Raw genomic sequence first — 19,751 nt, forward strand, 5'->3', positions numbered from 1 at the left:
CTAATGTTCAAGAAATGAGGGGGCGGTTCAATTTCGGGGCGGGGATTAAATAATCATTCGGAGCAAATTTATTTTTATCCCCGTCTCAGAAAAATCATCGGGCGTGGTTTTGGGCAAACAGTCTAGTTGCGCTTGAGGTGGACGACGGTCTCGCAGTGGAAGGTTTGTGGGAACAGGTCGACTGGCGTGATCTTTACGGGGGAGAAGGTGCCTTCTTCGACAAAGCGTTTGAGATCGCGCGCCAGGGTGGCCGGGTCGCAGCTCACGTAGGCGACATCGTGGGCACTCGTGCTGGCGATAAGGTCGATCGCTTCGGGGGCGAGGCCTGCGCGCGGCGGGTCGACCACCAAGACGTCGGCATCCTGGTCGGGGAACTCGCGCACCGCGTCTCCGCCAATGACGTCGACGTTATCAAGCTTGTTGATTTCCAGGTTACGGCGTAGATCGCGCACGGCGGGGCCGTAGGCCTCGACGGCAGCGACAAAGTCGCAGCGGCGGGCGAGCGGCAGGGTAAAGGTGCCGGCACCGCAGTACAGGTCCACGGCAAGCTCGTCTTCCTGCGGATCGAGCGCCTCCATAACGAGCTCGATCAAAATCTCGGCGCCCTTGGTGTTGACTTGGAAAAACGATGGGGCGGACAGGCGCATCTGACCCTCGGCGATATTCTCGGTCCATGAGCCCTCTCCGGCGAGCATTTCGACCTTGGAAACACGGCGGGCCTTCTTTTCGCCCTTGCTCATCACGCGCACGATGCTCGTGGGATGAGCGGCGTCCGCCAGCACGCGGGAGACCTGCGAGCGCGGAAAAGAGCCTGTGGGCGTCCAAAGCGCGACCTCGAGTGCCTTGGTGCGACGCGAGGCACGAATGCCCACGCGCTCCAGACCCAGGTTGTGGCTGCCGCTCAGATAGTTGAGCGCGCCGACGACTGACTTGAGCGCCTTGGGAAAACGCTTATCGAACAGCGGGCACGAATCGACGGCCACGATCTTGCTGGGGTCGACGCCGTGCATGCCAAGGCGCACGCGACCGTTGACGACGGTCGGTTCGAGCTCGATTTTATTGCGGTAGCCCCAGTCGTCCTTGGTGTGGCAGATGGGCTGTACCAACTCATCGACCTGCTCAGGAGCGAACTTGCCGATGCGCTCGAGCGTGGAGCGCAGGTTTTGCTCCTTGGCGGCGAGCTGTGCCGTGCGCGAGAGATTGCCCCACGAGCAGCCGCCGCAGATGCCCACGAAGGGGCAGGGAGGCTGAATGCGATCGAGGCTTGGCTCCAGAATCTCGGTGGTGCGGGCGCGCATGAACGACTTGCCGTCCTGTACGACCTCGGCCTCGACGGTGTCGCCTGCCACGGCACCCTGCACAAAGACGGCCTTGCCGTTGTCGGCGTGCGCCAGCCCGTCGGCGCCGTAGGTCATCGATTCTATAGTGAGCTTCATATTCCTGCCTGTCATTCGCGTTGTTGCTCGCACCATGGTAGCAGGGAAAAGCGCCCCGCATCCGAGGCTTTCCTCAAATGCGGGGCGCTTCTACAAACTGCTTCTACAAACGACTATTTCGTCTTGCCGGTAATGAGCGTCTTAAGACCCAGGCCGATCAGGCCCAGGCCCATGCGCACGCGACCGGGGCGATGGCGCTCGATGGCCTTGGTCTTGCCGGCGGGCTTATCGCGACGGGTGCTCGTCTCGGATACGGGCTTGGTGACCTGCGGCTCGGGCTGAGGTGCAGGTGCGGGCTCGGGCTCAATGACAGTCGCCTGGACCTTCTGAACCTCGGGTGTGGTCGGCTGCGGCTTAGGAGCAGGGGTGGGCTTTGCCTCGGCGGCGGGCTCCGGAGTCGCGGTAGCGGGCTCGGGCGCTTTCTCCACGGCGGTCTCTGCGGCAGCCTCGGGCTCATTCACCGGGGGAGCTGCAACCGCTTCCGGTTTGGCAGCTGCCCCGTGTTCAACCTCGGCCTGAATGGCCTCCTCGGCCACACGTTCCTTCTCCTGCGCACGCTGCTGCGCGGCGGCCTCGGCGTTGCGATAGGCACGCTCCAGTAGAGCTTCCTGCGAGTTGAAGGGTTTCTCACCCTCTGCACGCTCCACAGGGACCCAGGTGCCGTCGCTCGTGAGGCTGCGGGCCTTCACGTTGTCCCGCAGCTGCATGCCCATGTACTCGTGTACCAGGGCGCGGCAGGTGGGGTCGAGCACAGGGAAGGCGATTTCCACGCGGTGCTCGGTGTTGCGTGTCATCATGTCTGCCGAGCTCAGGTAAATCATGTCCGAGTCCACGCCAAAAGCGTAAACACGGGCGTGCTCCAAAAAGCGCCCGACGATGGAGCGGACATGCACGTTCTCGGTCTTGCCCGGAACACCGGGCTTGAGGCACGAGATGCCGCGGATGATCATGTCTACGCGCACGCCGGCACACGATGCCTCGGCGATCTTGTCGATAACCTCGCGGTCGGTCAGCGAGTTGAGCTTAAAGAACACGCGGGCGGGCTCGCCGGCAAGGGCGCGCTGGATCTCGCGGTCAAGCCCGCGCATGATGAGCGGTTTCAGTCCGACGGGCGCCACACCCAGGAAGCGGTAGTCGCCGCGCAGGTTGCCCAGCGACAGATTGCGGAAGAACAGGTTGGCGTCCTCGCCGATGCCGGGATGGGCTGTCATGAGCATAAAGTCGCTGTAGAGTTTGGCCGTCTTCTCGTTAAAGTTGCCGGTGCCCAAAAGCGTGAGGCGCGTTAGCGCCATGCCCTCGCGATAGGTGAGCTGGCAGATCTTTGAGTGGCATTTAAAGCCCTCGGAACCATAGATGACGGTGCAGCCGGCCTCTTCCAGGCGCTCGGCCCACTCGATGTTGTTCTGCTCGTCAAAGCGGGCACGAAGTTCCATGAGCACCGTGACCTCTTTGCCGTTCTCGGCAGCATCGATCAGCGACTCGCACAGGCGGCTCTGCTTGGCCACGCGGTAGAGCGTGATGCGCAGCGAGATGCACTCGGGGTCGTAGGCGGCCTCGTGCACCAGATCCAGGAAGGGGTTCATGGCCTCGTAGGGATAAAAGAGCAGCTTGTCGTGCTGCAGCACCTGCTCGCGGATGGAGCGGGTCATGTCGATGGTGGGATTGGGCTGCGGCCTAAACGGCGTAAAGAGCAGCTCGTTGCGCAGGTGCTCGGGAATCTTGCCCTCAATGCCAAAGACGTAGCCCAGGTCGAGCGGGATATCGCAGGTAAAGACAGAGCGGCGCGAAAGCTCGAGCGCCTTGCGGATGGTCTTGAGCGTTGCCTTCTCGAGCGACCCCGAGACCGCGAGCACTACCGGCTGCAGACGCAGGCGCTTCTTGAGGATGCGCTTCATGTGCTGGCGGTAGTCCTCTTCCTCTTCGACGCCCTCGCCGTCCGGATCGATGTCGGCGTTGCGGGTGACGCGGATCAGCGCACGATCCAGCGGCTTATAGGAGCCAAAGCAGCTGTCCAGGCAGGCGAGGATGACGTCCTCGAGCAAGATGTAGGAGTAGGTGCCGGTGGGCGAGGGGATCTCGACCACGCGGTTCATCGAGGCGGGAATCTCGATAAGGCCCAGTAGGCTCTCCTCGTCGGTGGCGCCGTCCAGACCACAGGCCAGATAGAGCGCGCCGTTGCGCAGGTTGGGGAAGGGGTGGCGAGGATCGATGACCAGCGGCGAGATGACCGGCGACACGTAGGCCTGGAAGTAGCGGGTTACAAAGGTACGCTCCTCGGGCGTAAGCGAATCGATGTGGGCGCGGTGAACGCCCAAGGTGTCGAGCTTGCCCTCGATGCTCTTAAAGATGGACTCCCAACGGGTAAGGAGCCCGGGCATTTCGGCCATGACAGCATCGACCTGTTCGGAGGCGGTCATATTGCTCTTGTTGTCGACAGGTTGTTTTTTGAGCTCCGCCAGATCGGACAGGCCGCCCACGCGCACCATGAGGAACTCATCGAGGTTGGACTCGAAGATCGAGACGAACTTTAGTCGCTCGAATAACGGAACGGTTTCGTCGAAGGCTTCGTCGAGCACGCGGTTGTCAAAGCGTAGCCAGCTGAGCTCTCGGTTTTGCGTGTATGAGAAGTCGCGCGGCGGTTTGCGCAGCTTTGCGGCGGCTTGCTTCTTTTCGATTTTGCTCGGCATATGCATCTGTCCGTTCAGTCCCCACAGGGGACGGTAGCCTAACACTATTCACTATTGTCTCAATTTAGTCGACCTGTGGCACGGACGTATTGCGTGAACGGTATCTTTACCTACTTCTTACGCTGCCAAGGCATGCAACTAACTGCCCAACTCGTTTAGAAACAATCTATATCCATACTCAATTGGTGAGGATGTATGAATAAGAATGATTGCGAGCTGAATATAATCGAATCCAAATTGAATCATGAACAAACGACATATATATGCAGAAAACCGTTTTAGCTATGCAATTCCTAAACATGAAAATATTTGTGCAATCTAGCTTAATTCCTTAGAAAAAAGAACATTTACCTTTGAAAACCTGCTTTAGAGAACCGAAGTGCATCATGGGGGAATCATATGAGATATACCGTTCATCGCACTTTGCTGACCGTTCGGGGGCGAGGTGGAATTGCAGGTGGTTTTTGGATATAACTAGAGCTGTCAGCAAGCAGCGTCCCATACGGAGGGGCGCTGATACATTCGGCCAGTAAGGCCCGAAAGAAAGGTAGGAGGCCATGACGAAAGGTCTGCACGTGCCTTCCGAGATCGGCAAGCTCAGGAAGGTCTGCCTGCACCGTCCCGGCGACGAGCTCCTCAACCTGCCGCCCGACGAGCTCGAGCGACTCCTGTTCGACGACGTCCCGTTCCTGGAGGTCGCGCAGCAGGAGCACGACACCTTCGCCCAGATCCTGAGGGACCAGGGCGTGGAGGTCCTCTACCTCGAGAACCTCGTCGCCGAGGTGTTCGACCAGGTCCCCGGCGCCCGCGCCGAGTTCACCGACCAGTACATCGCCGAGGCCGGCATCCGCGGCCAGCACATGCCGCAGATCGTCCGCGAGAAGCTGGACTCCATCGAGGACAACCTCGAGTTCGTCAAGAAGACCATGGCCGGCATGACCAAGTCCGAGATCGACATGCCCCTCACGGCGTCCACGACCCTCGACTCCCTGGTCAACTCCGAGTCCGAGTCCGACCTGATCATCGACCCGATGCCCAACCTCTACTTCACCCGCGACCCGTTCGCGGTCGTCGGCGAGGGCGTCAACCTCAACCGCATGTACTCGGTCACCCGCAACCGCGAGACCCTGTACGGCAAGTACGTCTTCAAGTACCACCCCGACTACAAGGACGTCTCCCTGTACTTCCGCCGCGACTGCCAGTTCCACACCGAGGGCGGCGACGTGCTGAACATCAACGAGAAGACCCTCGCCGTCGGCATCTCCCAGCGCACCCAGGCCGCCGCGATCGACGTCATGGCCCAGAACATCTTCTGGAACTCCGACTCCAAGGTCGAGCGCATCCTGGCCTTCGACATCCCGGTCTCGCGCGCCTTCATGCACCTCGACACGGTCTTCACCCAGATCGACGTCGATAAGTTCACGATCCACCCCGCCATCATGGGCACCCTGCGCGTCTACGAGCTGACCGCCGGCAAGAACCCGGGCGACGTGAACATCCGCCTGATCGAGGACACCCTCGAGCACGTCCTGGAGGACGCCACCGGCGTCGACCAGGTCAAGCTGATCCCCTGCGGCGGCGGCGACCCGATCGCGGCCTCCCGCGAGCAGTGGAACGACGGCTCCAACACCCTGTGCGTCGAGCCCGGCAAGATCTGCGTCTACGCCCGCAACACCGTCACCAACGACGTGCTGTACAAGGAGGGCCTGGACCTTCTCGTCGTGCCCTCCGCCGAGCTCTCCCGCGGCCGCGGCGGCCCGCGCTGCATGAGCATGCCCTTCTGGCGCGAGGACCTCTAAGGTCTTTCAGGACCCGTACAGGTCATAATACATACATCTAGCTGCCATTAGATGTCTCCCATTGGGGCGGTGCGGGTTTTCGCACCGCCCCAATCTTGTATGAGGGACGTCAACACGATTGGATGACTGCTTTTGTAAGGAGCTTGGCCATGGACATCAAGACGATTGGCGTTGAGGAATGGCTCAACGTTTGGGAGAAAAGTGCCACGTGGGACATCGCCCAGTCGACGATCTCGTCGCTCACCATGGGCGAGCTGCGCGCGCTCGATGAGCAGGACGGCGCCACGTTCTACGAGCGCTTGGACCGCGAGAAGATGAACTACGGCTGGATCGAGGGCTCGCCGGAGTTTAAGGCCGTGGTTGCCAAGCTGTATCGTCGGGAGGTCAATCCCGACCACATTCTGCAGACCAATGGCTGCACGGGTGCGAACCTCAACGCCATCATGGCCGTGGTCGAGCCCGGCGACCACGTTATCGCCGAGTGGCCCACCTACGCGCCGCTCTACGAGATTCCGCGCACGCTGGGCGCCGAGGTCGAGTATTGGGAGCTTTGCGAGGAACTCGGCTGGAAGCCCGATATCGAGGAACTCAAGCGCTTGGTGCGCCCCAACACCAAGCTTATCTGCATAAACAACGCATCGAACCCCATCGGTACGGTGCTCGATACCGATATGCTCGGCCAGATTGCCGAGATCGCCCGTTCGGTGGGCGCCTACGTGCTGTGCGACGAGGTGTATCTGCCGCTCGAAAACACTGAGTCCTTTATGTCGATGGTCGACGTGTACGAGAGGGCCATTGTCACCAACTCGTTGTCGAAGACCTATTCGACGCCTGCGGCCCGCGTGGGCTGGGTCGTGGCCGACGAAGAGGTGTCCAACCGCATCCGTACCTATCGCGATTACACCATGATCTGCGGCGGCGTGTTCAACGATGCTCTGGCGACCTATGTGCTTGAGCACAAGGATAAGATTCTCGAGCGCAATCGCAAGATCGTGTTTGGCAACCGCGATATCGCGCAGGCTTGGATCGATACGCAGCATCGCGTTTCCTGGACGGCCCCGCAGGGCGTGTCCACCTCGTTTATCCAGCTGGATATTCCCGAGGATGACGAGGAGTTCTGCAGGCGCCTGCTGTCCGAGAGGGGAGTGCTGCTGGTCCCCGGTAGCCGTTTTGAGCTTCCCTGCGGCGCACGCCTGGGCTACTGCGCGAGCGAGGACGTTCTGCGCGAGGGCCTGAGGCTTTTGGGCGAGGCACTGGCGGAGTTCGATCGCTAGGATTCCGATGGTCTTCGGGGGCCTTATCCAAATTAGCCGAAGATAATCGAAAACGGACCCGTTTCCCTAGGGGAAGCGGGTCCGTTTTTCTATACCGAGAAGTCAAGTTGTTACAAATGGGGCCGTAAAGCGAGGCGGTATCCGCTGGGCCTTATACTGAGTTTCCGGTGAACGGTATCAAGCGTCTGGTAAACGGTAATTTATTTATCAGAAATGAATAGGACAAACTTTTTTCTGAATAAAAATGAAAATGGTTGAGACGCGGTGTGAACCGCTAATTCTATTCATAGCTTTATTGGAAATATGCAATTTGAGGATGGTTTAACAAAGTTTAGTTCCATTTGATTTTAGGATTAAAACGCGTTTAAGCACGTAAATACGCTTTATTAAGATGAAGTGTGCCATGCGTGAAGTATATGTGTATGCCGTTCACCCCCTATAAAAAACCGTTCGGGGGCAAGGTGGAAGTATGAGCTGATTTTGGATATAAATATGTCGTCAGCAATAACGCCTCACACGGAGGGGCGCTAACGAATCGGCCCTGACAAGGGCCCGAAAGAAAGGTAGGAGGCCATGACGAAAGGTCTGCACGTGCCTTCCGAGATCGGCAAGCTCAGGAAGGTCTGCCTGCACCGTCCCGGCGACGAGCTCCTCAACCTGCCGCCCGACGAGCTCGAGCGACTCCTGTTCGACGACGTCCCGTTCCTGGAGGTCGCACAGCAGGAGCACGACACCTTCGCCCAGATCCTGAGGGACCAGGGCGTGGAGGTCCTCTACCTCGAGAACCTCGTCGCCGAGGTGTTCGACCAGGTCCCCGGCGCCCGCGCCGAGTTCACCGACCAGTACATCGCCGAGGCCGGCATCCGCGGCCAGCACATGCCGCAGATCGTCCGCGAGAAGCTGGACTCCATCGAGGACAACCTCGAGTTCGTCAAGAAGACCATGGCCGGCATGACCAAGTCCGAGATCGACATGCCCCTCACGGCGTCCACGACCCTCGACTCCCTGGTCAACTCCGAGTCCGAGTCCGACCTGATCATCGACCCGATGCCCAACCTCTACTTCACCCGCGACCCGTTCGCGGTCGTCGGCGAGGGCGTCAACCTCAACCGCATGTACTCGGTCACCCGCAACCGCGAGACCCTGTACGGCAAGTACGTCTTCAAGTACCACCCCGACTACAAGGACGTCTCCCTGTACTTCCGCCGCGACTGCCAGTTCCACACCGAGGGCGGCGACGTGCTGAACATCAACGAGAAGACCCTCGCCGTCGGCATCTCCCAGCGCACCCAGGCCGCCGCGATCGACGTCATGGCCCAGAACATCTTCTGGAACTCCGACTCCAAGGTCGAGCGCATCCTGGCCTTCGACATCCCGGTCTCGCGCGCCTTCATGCACCTCGACACGGTCTTCACCCAGATCGACGTCGATAAGTTCACGATCCACCCCGCCATCATGGGCACCCTGCGCGTCTACGAGCTGACCGCCGGCAAGAACCCGGGCGACGTGAACATCCGCCTGATCGAGGACACCCTCGAGCACGTCCTGGAGGACGCCACCGGCGTCGACCAGGTCAAGCTGATCCCCTGCGGCGGCGGCGACCCGATCGCGGCCTCCCGCGAGCAGTGGAACGACGGCTCCAACACCCTGTGCGTCGAGCCCGGCAAGATCTGCGTCTACGCCCGCAACACCGTCACCAACGACGTGCTGTACAAGGAGGGCCTGGACCTTCTCGTCGTGCCCTCCGCCGAGCTCTCCCGCGGCCGCGGCGGCCCGCGCTGCATGAGCATGCCCTTCTGGCGCGAGGACCTCTAAGTCTTTCCGTTTCCGGTGCGGTCCCCCTACAACCGCACCGGCTTCGCCCGTTAAACGGGCACCACTAATACTTACGTAATTCATTTCTTCGAAAGGAATCAAACCATGGGTGTTAACCTTTCCGGCCGTAGCTTCCTCAAGCTTCTCGACCTCACCACCGAGGAGATCGAGTACCTGCTCAAGCTCTCCAAGAACTTCAAGGATATGAAGCGCGCTGGCGTTCCGCACCGCTATCTCGAGGGCAAGAACATCGTTCTGCTCTTCCAGAAGACCTCTACTCGTACCCGCTGCGCCTTCGAGGTCGGCGGCATGGATCTGGGCATGGGCGTCACCTACCTCGATCCGGGTTCGTCGCAGATGGGCAAGAAGGAGTCCATCGAGGACACTGCCCGCGTTCTCGGCCGCATGTATGACGGCATCGAGTTCCGTGGCTTTGCTCAGGACGACGTCGAGGAGCTCGCTGCTAAGTCCGGCGTGCCCGTGTGGAACGGCCTGACCACCGAGTGGCACCCCACCCAGATGCTCGCCGACATCCTGACCGTCCAGGAGAACTTCAACTACGACATCAAGGGCAAGACCCTCGTCTTCATGGGCGACTGCAAGAACAATGTCGCTCGCTCCCTCATGGTCGTCTGCTCCAAGCTCGGCATGAACTTCGTGGCCTGCGGCCCCGAGGAGTGCATGCCCGCTGACGACGTCATCGAGGCCTGCAAGCCCATCGCCGAGGCTAACGGCTGCACCATCAAGCTGACCACAGACGTCAAGGACGGCGTCACCGGTGCCGACGTTATCTACACCGACGTGTGGGTCTCCATGGGCGAGCCCGACGAGGTCTGGGCCGAGCGCATCGCTCAGCTCACCCCGTATCGTGTCACCTCCGAGGTCATGGCTATGGCCAACCCGGGTGCCATCTTCCTGCACTGCCTGCCCAGCTTCCACGACACCAACACCACCATTGGCGCCGAGAAGTGCGAGCAGTTCGGCATCACCGAGCAGGAGGTCACCGACGAGGTCTTCGAGAGCCCCGCTTCCAAGGTCTTCGACGAGGCCGAGAACCGCATGCACACCATCAAGGCTGTCATGTACGCCACGCTCAAGTAAGAGCATCTAGCATCTCGCTCGGGGTGTATTGCTGCACACCCCGAGCGGTTTTATCTGGTAATAATCTCGCATCAAGCGGCAGGCACGGCACGGAAGAGCCGCTTCTGGCGAGATCAGTAAATGATTTATGAAGGGGGGATGAGAACTATGACTGAGACCGCTAAGAAAAAGCGCGGTATGCCTTCATCGTTCACCATTCTTCTTGCTCTGCTGGCAATTGTCGCAGTGATTACCGTTATCGTCTCCGGCACGTCCGGCGGCGCGGTTACTGCCGCCCGTCTGAGCGATTTCTGCACCGCCCCGATTAAGGGCTTCGCTGACGCTCTGCCCGTCTGCCTCTTCGTTATGATCCTGGGCGGCTTCCTCGGTATGATGACCGAGACCGGCGCCCTGGACAACGGCATCGCCGTTCTGGTGCAGAAGCTTAAGGGCAACGAGATTATGCTCATTCCCGTGCTGATGCTCATCTTCTCCCTCGGTGGTACCACCTATGGTATGTGCGAGGAGACCGTTCCCTTCTACGCCCTGCTCGCCGCTACCATGATGGCTGCTGGCTTCGACCCCATGGTCGGTGCCGCTACCGTCCTGCTCGGCGCTGGCTGCGGCTGCCTGGGCTCCACGGTTAACCCGTTCGCCGTCGGCGCTGCCGTCGACGCTCTGACCGGCGTTGGCATTGAGGTCAACCAGTCCATCATCATCGGCCTCGGTGCCGTCCTGTGGATTGTCACTACCGCTATGTCCATCTTCTTCGTGATGAACTATGCCAAGAAGGTCAAGGCTGACAAGGGTTCCACCATCCTGTCGATGCAGGAGCTCAAGGACGCCGAAGAGGCTCACGGCAAGGCTGCTTCCGAGGTCCACAAGGAGGTCAAGCTCACCGGTCGTCAGAAGGGTGTTCTGATCGCCTTCGCCTTCACCTTCGTCGTCATGATCGTCGGCTTCATTCCGCTGGCCGACCTCAACGAGGGCGTCGCCAACTTCTTCGACGCTGGCGCTGTCTACGACGCCGACGGTAACGCCGTCGTCCAGGGCTGGTCTGCCCTGATCACCGGCCTGCCCATTGGCCAGTGGTACTTCGACGAGGCTTCCACCTGGTTCTTCCTCATGGCCGTCCTGATCGGTATCATCGGTGGCCTGTCCGAGAAGCAGATCGTTAACACCTTCATCACCGGCGCTGCCGACATGATGTCCGTTGTTCTCGTCATCGCCCTCGCCCGTGGTATCTCCGTCCTCATGGCTAACACCGGCCTCGATGTCTTCGTCCTCGACGCTGCCGCCAATGCCCTGGCTGGCCTGTCCGGCGTGATCTTCGCTCCCATGAGCTTCCTGGTCTACTTCGGCCTGTCCTTCCTGATCCCCTCGACCTCCGGTATGGCCACCGTCTCCATGCCCATCATGGGACCGCTGGCTGTTAAGCTCGGCTTCTCGCCTGAGGTCATGGTCATGATCTTCTCCGCCGCCATCGGTGTCGTGAACCTATTCACCCCGACCTCCGGCGCCATCATGGGCGGTCTCGCCCTGGCCAAGATCGAGTGGACGACCTGGCTCAAGTTTGCCCTTAAGCTCATCGTCGCGCTCTCCGTCGTCTGCGCCATCATCCTGACCGTCGCCTGCGTGTTGATCTAAGTACCCAACGGGTACCCCACGGAAACCTTGACGATCCTGTAGAGGATCACCTGGTCATCGTCTGTCCGGCGGGGTAAACCCACCGGTAGACTCCTACCTTTAGCCCCCTTCCGTTCCGTGCGCGGGAGGGGGCGACTTTTTGTTCCGCGGTTTTACCAAGCCGCGGAACCGGTCGACGCTACGCGCCGTCCAGAACGACAATTTGTCATTCAAAAGGCAAGGCATGACCAAAAGGTCTATGCCTCGCCTTTTTCATGCCAACTTGTACGTTCTGGACGGCGCTCGCTGTCCGTCCTCTGCCTGCGGCGCTTTCCATTGTTGGTGCAGAGGGCGCTTTGCCTACTCTGGCGGGCTTTCGCTGGCTTATGCTCAACCTGCGACGTATCCATTATTGATACAAAGGCCAGGTTTGTTTGAACCAAAAAGGGGAAGTTGCGGTGGAATAGTTCCTGTTTGGCCGTCTTGAGGGGTTAAACGGGAACTATTTCACCGCAACTTATCGATGGCGTGTTTGGTTGGTGCCAGTTGATTGCTTGGGCGTTGGGGAGGGTCTGCTCCGTTATAATCGCCTAGAACATTAATTGGAAACGGGACGGGAGCCATATATGCGCCAGGGTTTCGACAACGCGAAGTATATCGAGCTGCAGGCTGCTCACATTAAGGAGCGCATCTCGCAGTTTGGCGGCAAGCTCTATTTGGAGTTTGGCGGTAAGCTATTCGATGACTATCATGCGAGCCGCGTGCTACCGGGTTTTGAACCGGACAGCAAGTTCCGCATGCTCAAGAGCATCGCCGACGATGTCGAGGTTATCATCGCGATCAACGCGAACCACATCGAGAAAAACAAGGCTCGTGGTGACCTGGGCATTACCTATGACGAGGATGTGCTGCGCCTGGTTGACCTGTTCCGCGGCAACGGCTTTGCCGTCGCGGCTGTGGTCATCACCCAGTACGCTGGCCAGCCTGCTGCTGATGTGTTCCGCAACCGCCTGAACGCGCTCGGTATTCCCGCCAAGCTGCACTATCCCATCGAGGGGTATCCGCACGATGTCGATCTGATCGTGTCCGACGATGGCTACGGCAAGAACGAGTTTGTCGAGACCACGCGTCCGCTCGTCGTGGTCACCGCTCCCGGCCCCGGCTCAGGCAAGCTCGCCACTTGCCTCTCGCAGCTCTATCACGAGCACAAGCACGGCACCGCCGCCGGCTACGCCAAGTTCGAGACTTTCCCGGTCTGGAATCTGCCCCTCACGCATCCGGTCAACATCGCCTATGAGGCAGCAACGGCCGATCTCGACGATGCCAATATCATCGACTCCTTCCACTTGGAGGCCTACAACAAGACCACGGTCAACTACAACCGCGACGTCGAGGCCTTCCCGGTGGTCCGTGCTCTGATGGAAAAGATCCTGGGCAAGAGCCCCTATCAGAGTCCTACGGACATGGGCGTCAATATGGTCGGCTTTGCCATCACCGATGACGATGCCTGCCGCGACGCTTCCAAGATGGAGATCGTCCGCCGCTACTTTACCGCGGTCGAAAATGTGCGCCGTACCGGCGTGGGCGATGAGCAAGTCGACCGTCTCAAGATTATTATGAAGAAAGCCGGCATCGATAAGAACTACTCACCGGCGCGCTCGGCGGCCCTCACCAGGGAGCAGCTGACGGGTGGTCCCGTGGGTGCCATGGTCATGCCCGATGGCTCCGTGGTGACCGGTAAGACCTCCACGCGCCTGGGCGCCGCAAGTTCGCTCATTATGAACGCCCTCAAGCATGTCTCGGGCGTCGACCTTGAGCTCGAGGTCATTAGCGATGAGGCGATCGAGCCCATCAGCAAGCTCAAGACGCATTTCCTGGGCAGCAAAAACCCTCGCCTCCACACCGACGAGACGCTTATGGCGCTGTCGATCACCTCGGCCACGAGTGAGACGGCCGCTCGCGTCCTTTCGGGCCTGGAGCAGCTGCGCGGTTGCGATGCCTTCTTTAGCGTGATTATCTCGCCGACGGACGAGACGGTACTGCGCAAACTGGGTATCAACGTGTGCTGCGAGCCCAAGTTTGAGCGCCGCGGTTTCTTCCACCGCTAAGTTTGAAGCACCGCGGTAATTGCATTGCATTTTGGCCGTATCGGGTTGGCGCCCGGTACGGCTTTTTGATCAATAAAGCGCCTATTTCGGCGAAAAATAGCCGTTTACCTGCCTAGAAACAATTTGAGCGGTATACAATAACCGTAACTGTTTCATCCTTAGCGGGATGCCGCATGATGGATATTACCTGCCATCGTGAGGTGTGTCGGTCGCGCACGGCGCGTTAGATGCTCGTGCTCGGTTTGAGGAGGCTGCTATGGCGGGCAAGGGTCGTGCGAGTGTCAACGATATGAAGCGTGTTGAGGTGCTGGTGTTGATGGAAATCGACCAGCAAACCGAAGACAATGGCGGGCCGTATGGTTTCTCGCGCAAAACGCTTGCCGAGCGCGTGGGGGTTTCGCCGTATCGTGCCCGCGCCGCAATCGATCGCTTGGATTCCGAAGGCATGATTGATGTCGTCTCGCGTTATAGCGACGACGGCGGTCAGCTTGCAAATGGCATTTGCCTCACCGAACGTGGCGAGTGGTATCTTGAGGGCGTCCGTACCGGCATGCTCGTTCAAGAAATGCTTGAGGACGAGGTTGCTGATCGATAGCAGCATGTAACCCTTGCCATAGCGACGCCGCCTGGGAAACCGGGCGGCGTTTTGTTTCAAGATTGAGAAATGCAATCGCACGCGAGAAAAATTGCGAACGGTCCGCGGCGCGAGTATTACAATGAAGACCCGTAAGATGTGGATAAACAACTTCTACGGGAAGCGCAGGTAACTCAATATGACCAAGCATGTGTTCGTAACCGGTGGCGTGGTTTCGTCCCTGGGCAAGGGTATCACCGCGGCCTCGCTGGGCCGTCTGCTCAAGTCGCGTGGCTACAAAGTAACGATGCAGAAGGCCGACCCGTATCTGAACGTCGACCCCGGTACCATGAGCCCGTTCCAGCATGGTGAGGTCTTCGTTACCGAGGATGGTTACGAGTCCGACCTGGACCTGGGTCATTACGAGCGCTTTATTGATGAGAACCTGACCCGCGATTCCAACTTTACGACCGGTGCCATCTACAAAAGCCTAATCGCCCGCGAGCGTCGCGGCGACTTTTTGGGCGGTACCGTGCAGGTGATTCCCCACGTCACCAATGCCATTAAGGACAAGTTCCGCCGCATCGAGGAGCAGACCGGCTCCGATGTAGTCATCACCGAGCTGGGCGGCACGATTGGCGACATCGAGTCCCAGCCGTTTGTCGAGGCCATCCGTCAGTACCGCAAGGAGGCCGGCCCCGAGAACGTCTGCTACATCCACGTGTCGCTCGTTCCCTATATCGCCGCCGCCCACGAGGTCAAGACCAAGCCCACACAGCATTCCGTCAAGGAGCTCCGCAGCTTTGGCATCCAGCCCGATATTATCGTGCTGCGCTCCGACCACCATATCGATGACGCTATCCGCGGAAAGATCGCAAGCTTCTGCGACGTCGACACCGATTGCGTCTTTACCAACGAGGACTGCGCGAGCATTTACGATGTTCCGCAGCTGCTTGCCGAGCAGGACTTTGACCTGCGCATTTGCGAGCGCCTGGGTCTGGACCCGCGTGAGCGCGACATGAGCGAGTGGAACGAGTTCCTGCGCAAACAGAATCACGCCAACCATCACGCCGACAAGGTGAAGATCGCCGTCGTGGGCAAGTACACGCAGCTGCCCGATGCGTACCTGTCGGTTATCGAGGCCCTGCACCATGCGGGCGTCTTCTACGATCGCCATGTGGACGTCCAGCTGGTCGACGGCGAGAGCCTCGACGAGCAGAATGTCTCCGAGGTTCTGGGCGACGCCTCGGGCATCCTGGTCCCCGGCGGCTTTGGCAAGCGCGCCCTGGAGGGCAAGATCCTCGCGGCCGAGTTTGCCCGTGAGCACAAGATTCCGTATCTGGGCATTTGCCTGGGTATGCAGGTGGCCGTGTGCGAATTTGCGCGCAATGTCGTCGGCCTTGCCGGCGCCAGCTCCTCTGAGTTCGATCCGGATGGCCCGTATAGTGTCATCGATCTGATGAGCTCGCAGGAGGACGTGACCGAGAAGGGCGGCACCATGCGCCTGGGCGCCTATCCGTGCAAGCTCGCCGCCGATACCCTTGCTCGCGAGGCATATGGCGAGGAACTCGTCTACGAGCGTCACCGTCACCGCTTTGAGTTCAACAACGCCTTCCGCGACCAGCTCGAGGACGCCGGTTTGGTTATCTCGGGTCTGTCGCCTGACGAGCGCCTGGTCGAGATGGTCGAGCTGCCGCGCGACGTGCATCCGTGGTATGTGGCAACCCAGGCTCATCCCGAGTTCAAGAGCCGCCCGACCAACCCGCAGCCGCTGTTCCGCGAGTTCGTACGCGCTTCGATCGGCCAGCACGAGGGTGTCGACCGTCTGCAGGTGACGCCCATGAACCTCGCTACGGACTAAGGGTGCCGGCGAATAAGGAACATACCGAAGCTACTCCCTCGTCGCTCGCCGTGGCGGCGGGGGAGTATCTCGATTACCTCGCGGTCGAGCGGGGTTTGGCGCGCAACACGATTGCGGCCTATCGTCGTGACCTGACGACGTACTGCGCCTATCTGGAGCGGGCGGGTATTGTGTCTTTTGAAGAGGTGACTCGTCAGGTCGTGGAGGGCTTTGTCGCCGACCGTCGCGATGGGGGCTATTCCGATGCCTCGGTGGAGCGTGCGCTTGCAGCCGTGAAGGGCCTGCATGCCTTTTTGGTGCGCGATGGGGCTGTAGCCCAAAATCCAACGGCGGCGTTGCGCCTGCCTAAAAAGGCTGAGCGTTTGCCGGAGTATCTATCGGTGGAGGATGTCTCGGCTCTGCTCGATCAAGACTTCCCCGAGGGCGAGATGGGCTTGCGCGACCATGCCATCTTGGAAGTGCTCTACGGATGCGGTTTGCGTGTGAGCGAGTTGGTGGGGCTCGATGTGGGCGATATCCATATTGACGATGGCTTTGTACTCGTTCGCGGTAAGGGCTCAAAGGAACGCCTGTCCCCGCTGGTGGGAAGCGCGGCGCGAGCTCTGATGCTCTATGTAACTGAGGGACGTTCTCGCTTGGCGGCCCATGCCCGCGGAACCGAGACCTCGGCGGTCTTTTTAAATAAGAACGGACGTCGCCTGTCGCGCCAGGCCGTGCATGCGATATGCGAGCGGTATGGGCGTCAGGTGGGGCTGGTGGGGCTCCATCCCCATACCTTGCGCCACTCCTTTGCCACCCACATGCTCGCGGGCGGTGCCGACCTGCGTGTGCTGCAGGAGATTTTGGGCCATGCCGATATTTCGACCACGCAGGTCTACACGCATGTCGACCGCACGCAACTGACCGAGGTCTATCTGGCGGCGCATCCGCTGGCGCATCGTTAACACATCGCTGGCCTGCATATTTATAGGTATTTGGGGACGGGCCCCAGATTGCTGCGGCGTGCTTTTGCGCGCGCATGGGCAATCTGGGGCCCGTCCCATTTTTCGCCACTTGTCGTCGCGGTGGTGGGCCGCACGTGCCTTGGGTGGGGGAGTTTGGGGGCGATGTGAACGCCATGTAAAAGGACGCAAAAATCGCCTCAAGGTCAACTTGAAGGTTGAGGTTGAAAGGCGGGGTGCCACAGGTGGCATCCCGCCTTTGCTGTAAACACAACATATTGTGTTTTCGAACATATGCTCGGGGGTGTTTTACAACATATTGGGGGTGGAATGGTGGGGCTGGGTGGGGGAAGGGGTGGGGAAAGGTGTTGAAAAATGGGGCGGTTCCCCATATTATTGATGACGTCGACAGGCGGGGTGGTTCCCCGCGTACGTGCCATCTGAGTAACCGAGGGGAGGGCGCACATGGGAATGACTGGTGCATACGAGCGCAATCTCGATGCAAAAGGTCGTCTATCCCTGCCTGCACCCCTTCGCGAGGAGCTTGGAGAGCACGTTCGCGTGTTTAAAGCCCTGGATGTCGATGCTCTGTACGTGTTCTCTGCCGAGGCCTTCGATAAGTGGGTCGAAGGACTCTTCGCGGGTCGTGAGGGCCACGAGGGTTTTAACCCGCGTGACATTAATGACCAGAAGCTCATGAGGGCGATCAACAAGCGCACCACGTCGATGGACGTGGACAGCGCCGGTCGTATCGGTCTTTCCGAGTCTCTCCGCAAGCAGGCGAACCTCGACCGCGAGGTCACGGTTGTGGGCAACTACGACCACCTTGAGGTTTGGGATCGCGCCGCGGCCGATGAGGACGATGACGATGAGGCCCTGCTGGACCTCTTCTTCTCGTAAGGGCAAGGCACGGGTAACGGATGGAGCGTGGGATCTTGACACAAGAATATCGGCATGAACCTGTCATGCTCGGCGAAGTGCTTGAGTCGCTGCGGCTAAAGAGCGGCTCCGTTGTCTGCGATTGCACCCTTGGCGGTGCCGGCCATTCGGTAAAGATGGCCGCGCAGGTGGGGGAGACGGGCCTTTTGCTCGGCGTCGATCAGGACGACATGGCCCTCGAGGCCGCTGGCGCCCGTCTGGACCGCGAGGTTCCCGGAGTTCCGCACCAGCTGCTGAAGGGCAACTTCGGCGACTTGGACGAGCTGCTTTGCTCGGCCGAGGTGCCCGGGGTCGATGGCTTCCTGTTCGATTTGGGCGTTTCGTCACCGCAACTCGATATCCCTGGCAGGGGCTTTTCGTATAACGAGGACGCCCCATTGGACATGCGGATGGATCCGGGTAATAACACCTTAAACGCAGCTGAGGTCATCAACACCTATAACGAACACGACCTCGCCCGGATTCTACGCGTCTACGGCGAAGAGAAGTTTGCCTCGCAGATCGCGCGCGAGATCGTGCGCCGCCGCGAGCAAGAACCGATCGAAACCACCGGCCAATTTGTCGAGATCATCAAGGCGGGTATCCCGGCTGCCGCTCGTCGGCATGGCGGACACCCGGCCAAGAAAAGTTTCCAGGCCATTCGCATCGAGGTCAATCACGAGCTCGATGTGCTCGAACGAGGGCTTGATGCCGCCACCAGGTGGCTCAACCCGGGCGGACGTATCTGCGTCATCTCGTATCACTCGCTCGAGGACCGTATCGTAAAGAACCACTTTAAGGAGATGAGCCAGGGGTGCACGTGTCCGCCGGAGATTCCGGTGTGCGTGTGCGGCAACGTGCCGATACTCAAGGTCATCACCCGCAAACCCTTGGTTGCCCAGCCTGATGAGGTTGAGCGCAACCCTCGGGCGAGATCAGCCAAAATCCGCGTGGCGCAGCGTCTGTAGGCGCGACCGCGCGATATTGGACCTCCCGCTCGCACCATAAACGAAGCTTAAACACACTACCAACGTACTCGGGATGGGAGGCGGCATATCATGGGCTACAACACTTCAAGCGCAGCACTTGCCTATGATATGAACGCCATGCCCGCCTATCGTGAGACGCCGCAGGCCCCCGTTGCTCCCCGTGAGCAGCGCACGCCGCGCTTTGATGTCTACACGGGCGCGGGCCGTCAGGCAAACCAGGCGGTAAGCCCGGTTTTCATGAGCGTTCTTAAAACGTTTTGCATCATTGCGGCTATCTTCATGACGATCGGCATCGCCCGCGTGGCACTCGCCGGCGTTACGGCCCAGGTGCTCAACAGCAACGCCGAGCTTACCAACACGCTCGAAAAGGCGACCGATGAGAGCTCCGACCTGGAGGTCATGCATTCGGTCTATGGCGCCGACACGCGCATTCGCGACCTTGCGGGCGCTTATGGCATGGTGGAGCCCAGCGAGAGCGTTACACTTGACTTTTCGCAGGATGCAGCCGCGGGCGCCAACGCGACCGCGACCGCTCAGTAGCAAGACGGTAGCTGAGTATGACAAATGACTATCGCCGCGGTTCCGATGGGGGCCGCGGTTCTGGACGTCCCTCGTCGCGGGGACGTTCTGGTTATCAAGGAAC

General features: G+C 59.9%; 14 protein-coding genes. 12 read left to right on the forward strand and 2 right to left on the reverse strand.

All coding sequences use genetic code 11. The annotated features are described in order from the left end of the window. Window positions 1-122 precede the first annotated feature (122 nt). Complete coding sequence (gene rlmD / locus GXM19_RS00995) at window positions 123-1,451, reverse strand: 23S rRNA (uracil(1939)-C(5))-methyltransferase RlmD (protein ID WP_006234284.1); 1,329 nt, start codon at window positions 1,449-1,451, stop codon at window positions 123-125. Window positions 1,452-1,549: 98 nt separating this feature from the next. Next, a complete protein-coding gene (gene ppk1 / locus GXM19_RS01000) occupies window positions 1,550-4,123 on the reverse strand; it encodes a polyphosphate kinase 1 (protein ID WP_147293037.1) in 2,574 nt (857 codons plus the stop codon). A 557-nt stretch (window positions 4,124-4,680) separates the two neighbouring features. Here ppk1 and arcA (GXM19_RS01005) point away from each other — a divergent pair. The 12 genes from arcA (GXM19_RS01005) to GXM19_RS01060 all read left to right on the forward strand — a co-directional run bounded on the left by arcA (GXM19_RS01005) (window position 4,681) and on the right by GXM19_RS01060 (window position 19,648). Continuing rightward, window positions 4,681-5,922: an arginine deiminase gene (arcA, locus tag GXM19_RS01005; protein ID WP_006234281.1), complete on the forward strand. Its 1,242-nt coding sequence runs from the start codon at window positions 4,681-4,683 to the stop codon at window positions 5,920-5,922. 149 nt (window positions 5,923-6,071) lie between these two features. Then, a complete protein-coding gene (locus GXM19_RS01010; protein WP_040358318.1) occupies window positions 6,072-7,196 on the forward strand; it encodes an aminotransferase in 1,125 nt (374 codons plus the stop codon). A 573-nt stretch (window positions 7,197-7,769) separates the two neighbouring features. After that, complete coding sequence (gene arcA / locus GXM19_RS01015) at window positions 7,770-9,011, forward strand: arginine deiminase (protein WP_006234281.1); 1,242 nt, start codon at window positions 7,770-7,772, stop codon at window positions 9,009-9,011. A gap of 105 nt (window positions 9,012-9,116) precedes the next feature. Beyond that, complete coding sequence (argF, locus tag GXM19_RS01020) at window positions 9,117-10,112, forward strand: ornithine carbamoyltransferase (RefSeq protein WP_006234279.1); 996 nt, start codon at window positions 9,117-9,119, stop codon at window positions 10,110-10,112. 138 nt (window positions 10,113-10,250) lie between these two features. Continuing rightward, the gene (locus tag GXM19_RS01025) at window positions 10,251-11,738 is read left to right on the forward strand and encodes a YfcC family protein (RefSeq protein WP_333494017.1); all 1,488 of its coding nucleotides are present in this window, start codon (window positions 10,251-10,253) and stop codon (window positions 11,736-11,738) included. A 605-nt stretch (window positions 11,739-12,343) separates the two neighbouring features. Continuing rightward, window positions 12,344-13,825 (forward strand): DUF1846 domain-containing protein, encoded by a 1,482-nt coding sequence (locus GXM19_RS01030; protein WP_006234276.1) that lies wholly within the window; start codon window positions 12,344-12,346, stop codon window positions 13,823-13,825. Between the two features lie 256 nt (window positions 13,826-14,081). Continuing rightward, entirely contained in the window at window positions 14,082-14,420 is a 339-nt protein-coding gene (locus tag GXM19_RS01035; protein WP_040358312.1) for a helix-turn-helix domain-containing protein, read from the forward strand. Window positions 14,421-14,598: 178 nt separating this feature from the next. Further along, complete coding sequence (locus tag GXM19_RS01040) at window positions 14,599-16,260, forward strand: CTP synthase (protein WP_006234274.1); 1,662 nt, start codon at window positions 14,599-14,601, stop codon at window positions 16,258-16,260. A 2-nt stretch (window positions 16,261-16,262) separates the two neighbouring features. Continuing rightward, the gene (gene xerD, locus GXM19_RS01045) at window positions 16,263-17,204 is read left to right on the forward strand and encodes a site-specific tyrosine recombinase XerD (RefSeq protein WP_172544915.1); all 942 of its coding nucleotides are present in this window, start codon (window positions 16,263-16,265) and stop codon (window positions 17,202-17,204) included. Between the two features lie 462 nt (window positions 17,205-17,666). Next, window positions 17,667-18,101, forward strand: a complete 435-nt coding sequence (locus tag GXM19_RS01050) for a division/cell wall cluster transcriptional repressor MraZ (protein WP_006234269.1) — start codon at window positions 17,667-17,669, stop codon at window positions 18,099-18,101. 20 nt (window positions 18,102-18,121) lie between these two features. After that, window positions 18,122-19,087 (forward strand): 16S rRNA (cytosine(1402)-N(4))-methyltransferase RsmH, encoded by a 966-nt coding sequence (gene rsmH / locus GXM19_RS01055; protein WP_006234266.1) that lies wholly within the window; start codon window positions 18,122-18,124, stop codon window positions 19,085-19,087. Between the two features lie 90 nt (window positions 19,088-19,177). After that, window positions 19,178-19,648, forward strand: coding sequence for a hypothetical protein (locus GXM19_RS01060; RefSeq protein WP_006234265.1), 471 nt, complete (start codon window positions 19,178-19,180; stop codon window positions 19,646-19,648). Window positions 19,649-19,751: the final 103 nt, after the last annotated feature.

The organism is Collinsella aerofaciens ATCC 25986 (assembly GCF_010509075.1).
Classification (GTDB): Bacteria; Actinomycetota; Coriobacteriia; order Coriobacteriales; family Coriobacteriaceae; genus Collinsella; species Collinsella aerofaciens.

Coding starts and splice junctions, on each gene's coding strand:
- GXM19_RS01025 (WP_333494017.1), top strand. CDS start 10,251: ATGAGAACTATGACTGAGACCGCTAAGAAAAAGCGCGGTATGCCTTCA.
- rlmD (WP_006234284.1), bottom strand. CDS start 1,451: ATGACAGGCAGGAATATGAAGCTCACTATAGAATCGATGACCTACGGC.
- rsmH (WP_006234266.1), top strand. CDS start 18,122: ATGGAGCGTGGGATCTTGACACAAGAATATCGGCATGAACCTGTCATG.
- GXM19_RS01040 (WP_006234274.1), top strand. CDS start 14,599: ATGACCAAGCATGTGTTCGTAACCGGTGGCGTGGTTTCGTCCCTGGGC.
- GXM19_RS01050 (WP_006234269.1), top strand. CDS start 17,667: ATGGGAATGACTGGTGCATACGAGCGCAATCTCGATGCAAAAGGTCGT.
- GXM19_RS01060 (WP_006234265.1), top strand. CDS start 19,178: ATGGGCTACAACACTTCAAGCGCAGCACTTGCCTATGATATGAACGCC.
- ppk1 (WP_147293037.1), bottom strand. CDS start 4,123: ATGCCGAGCAAAATCGAAAAGAAGCAAGCCGCCGCAAAGCTGCGCAAA.
- arcA (WP_006234281.1), top strand. CDS start 4,681: ATGACGAAAGGTCTGCACGTGCCTTCCGAGATCGGCAAGCTCAGGAAG.
- GXM19_RS01030 (WP_006234276.1), top strand. CDS start 12,344: ATGCGCCAGGGTTTCGACAACGCGAAGTATATCGAGCTGCAGGCTGCT.
- argF (WP_006234279.1), top strand. CDS start 9,117: ATGGGTGTTAACCTTTCCGGCCGTAGCTTCCTCAAGCTTCTCGACCTC.
- arcA (WP_006234281.1), top strand. CDS start 7,770: ATGACGAAAGGTCTGCACGTGCCTTCCGAGATCGGCAAGCTCAGGAAG.
- GXM19_RS01010 (WP_040358318.1), top strand. CDS start 6,072: ATGGACATCAAGACGATTGGCGTTGAGGAATGGCTCAACGTTTGGGAG.
- GXM19_RS01035 (WP_040358312.1), top strand. CDS start 14,082: ATGGCGGGCAAGGGTCGTGCGAGTGTCAACGATATGAAGCGTGTTGAG.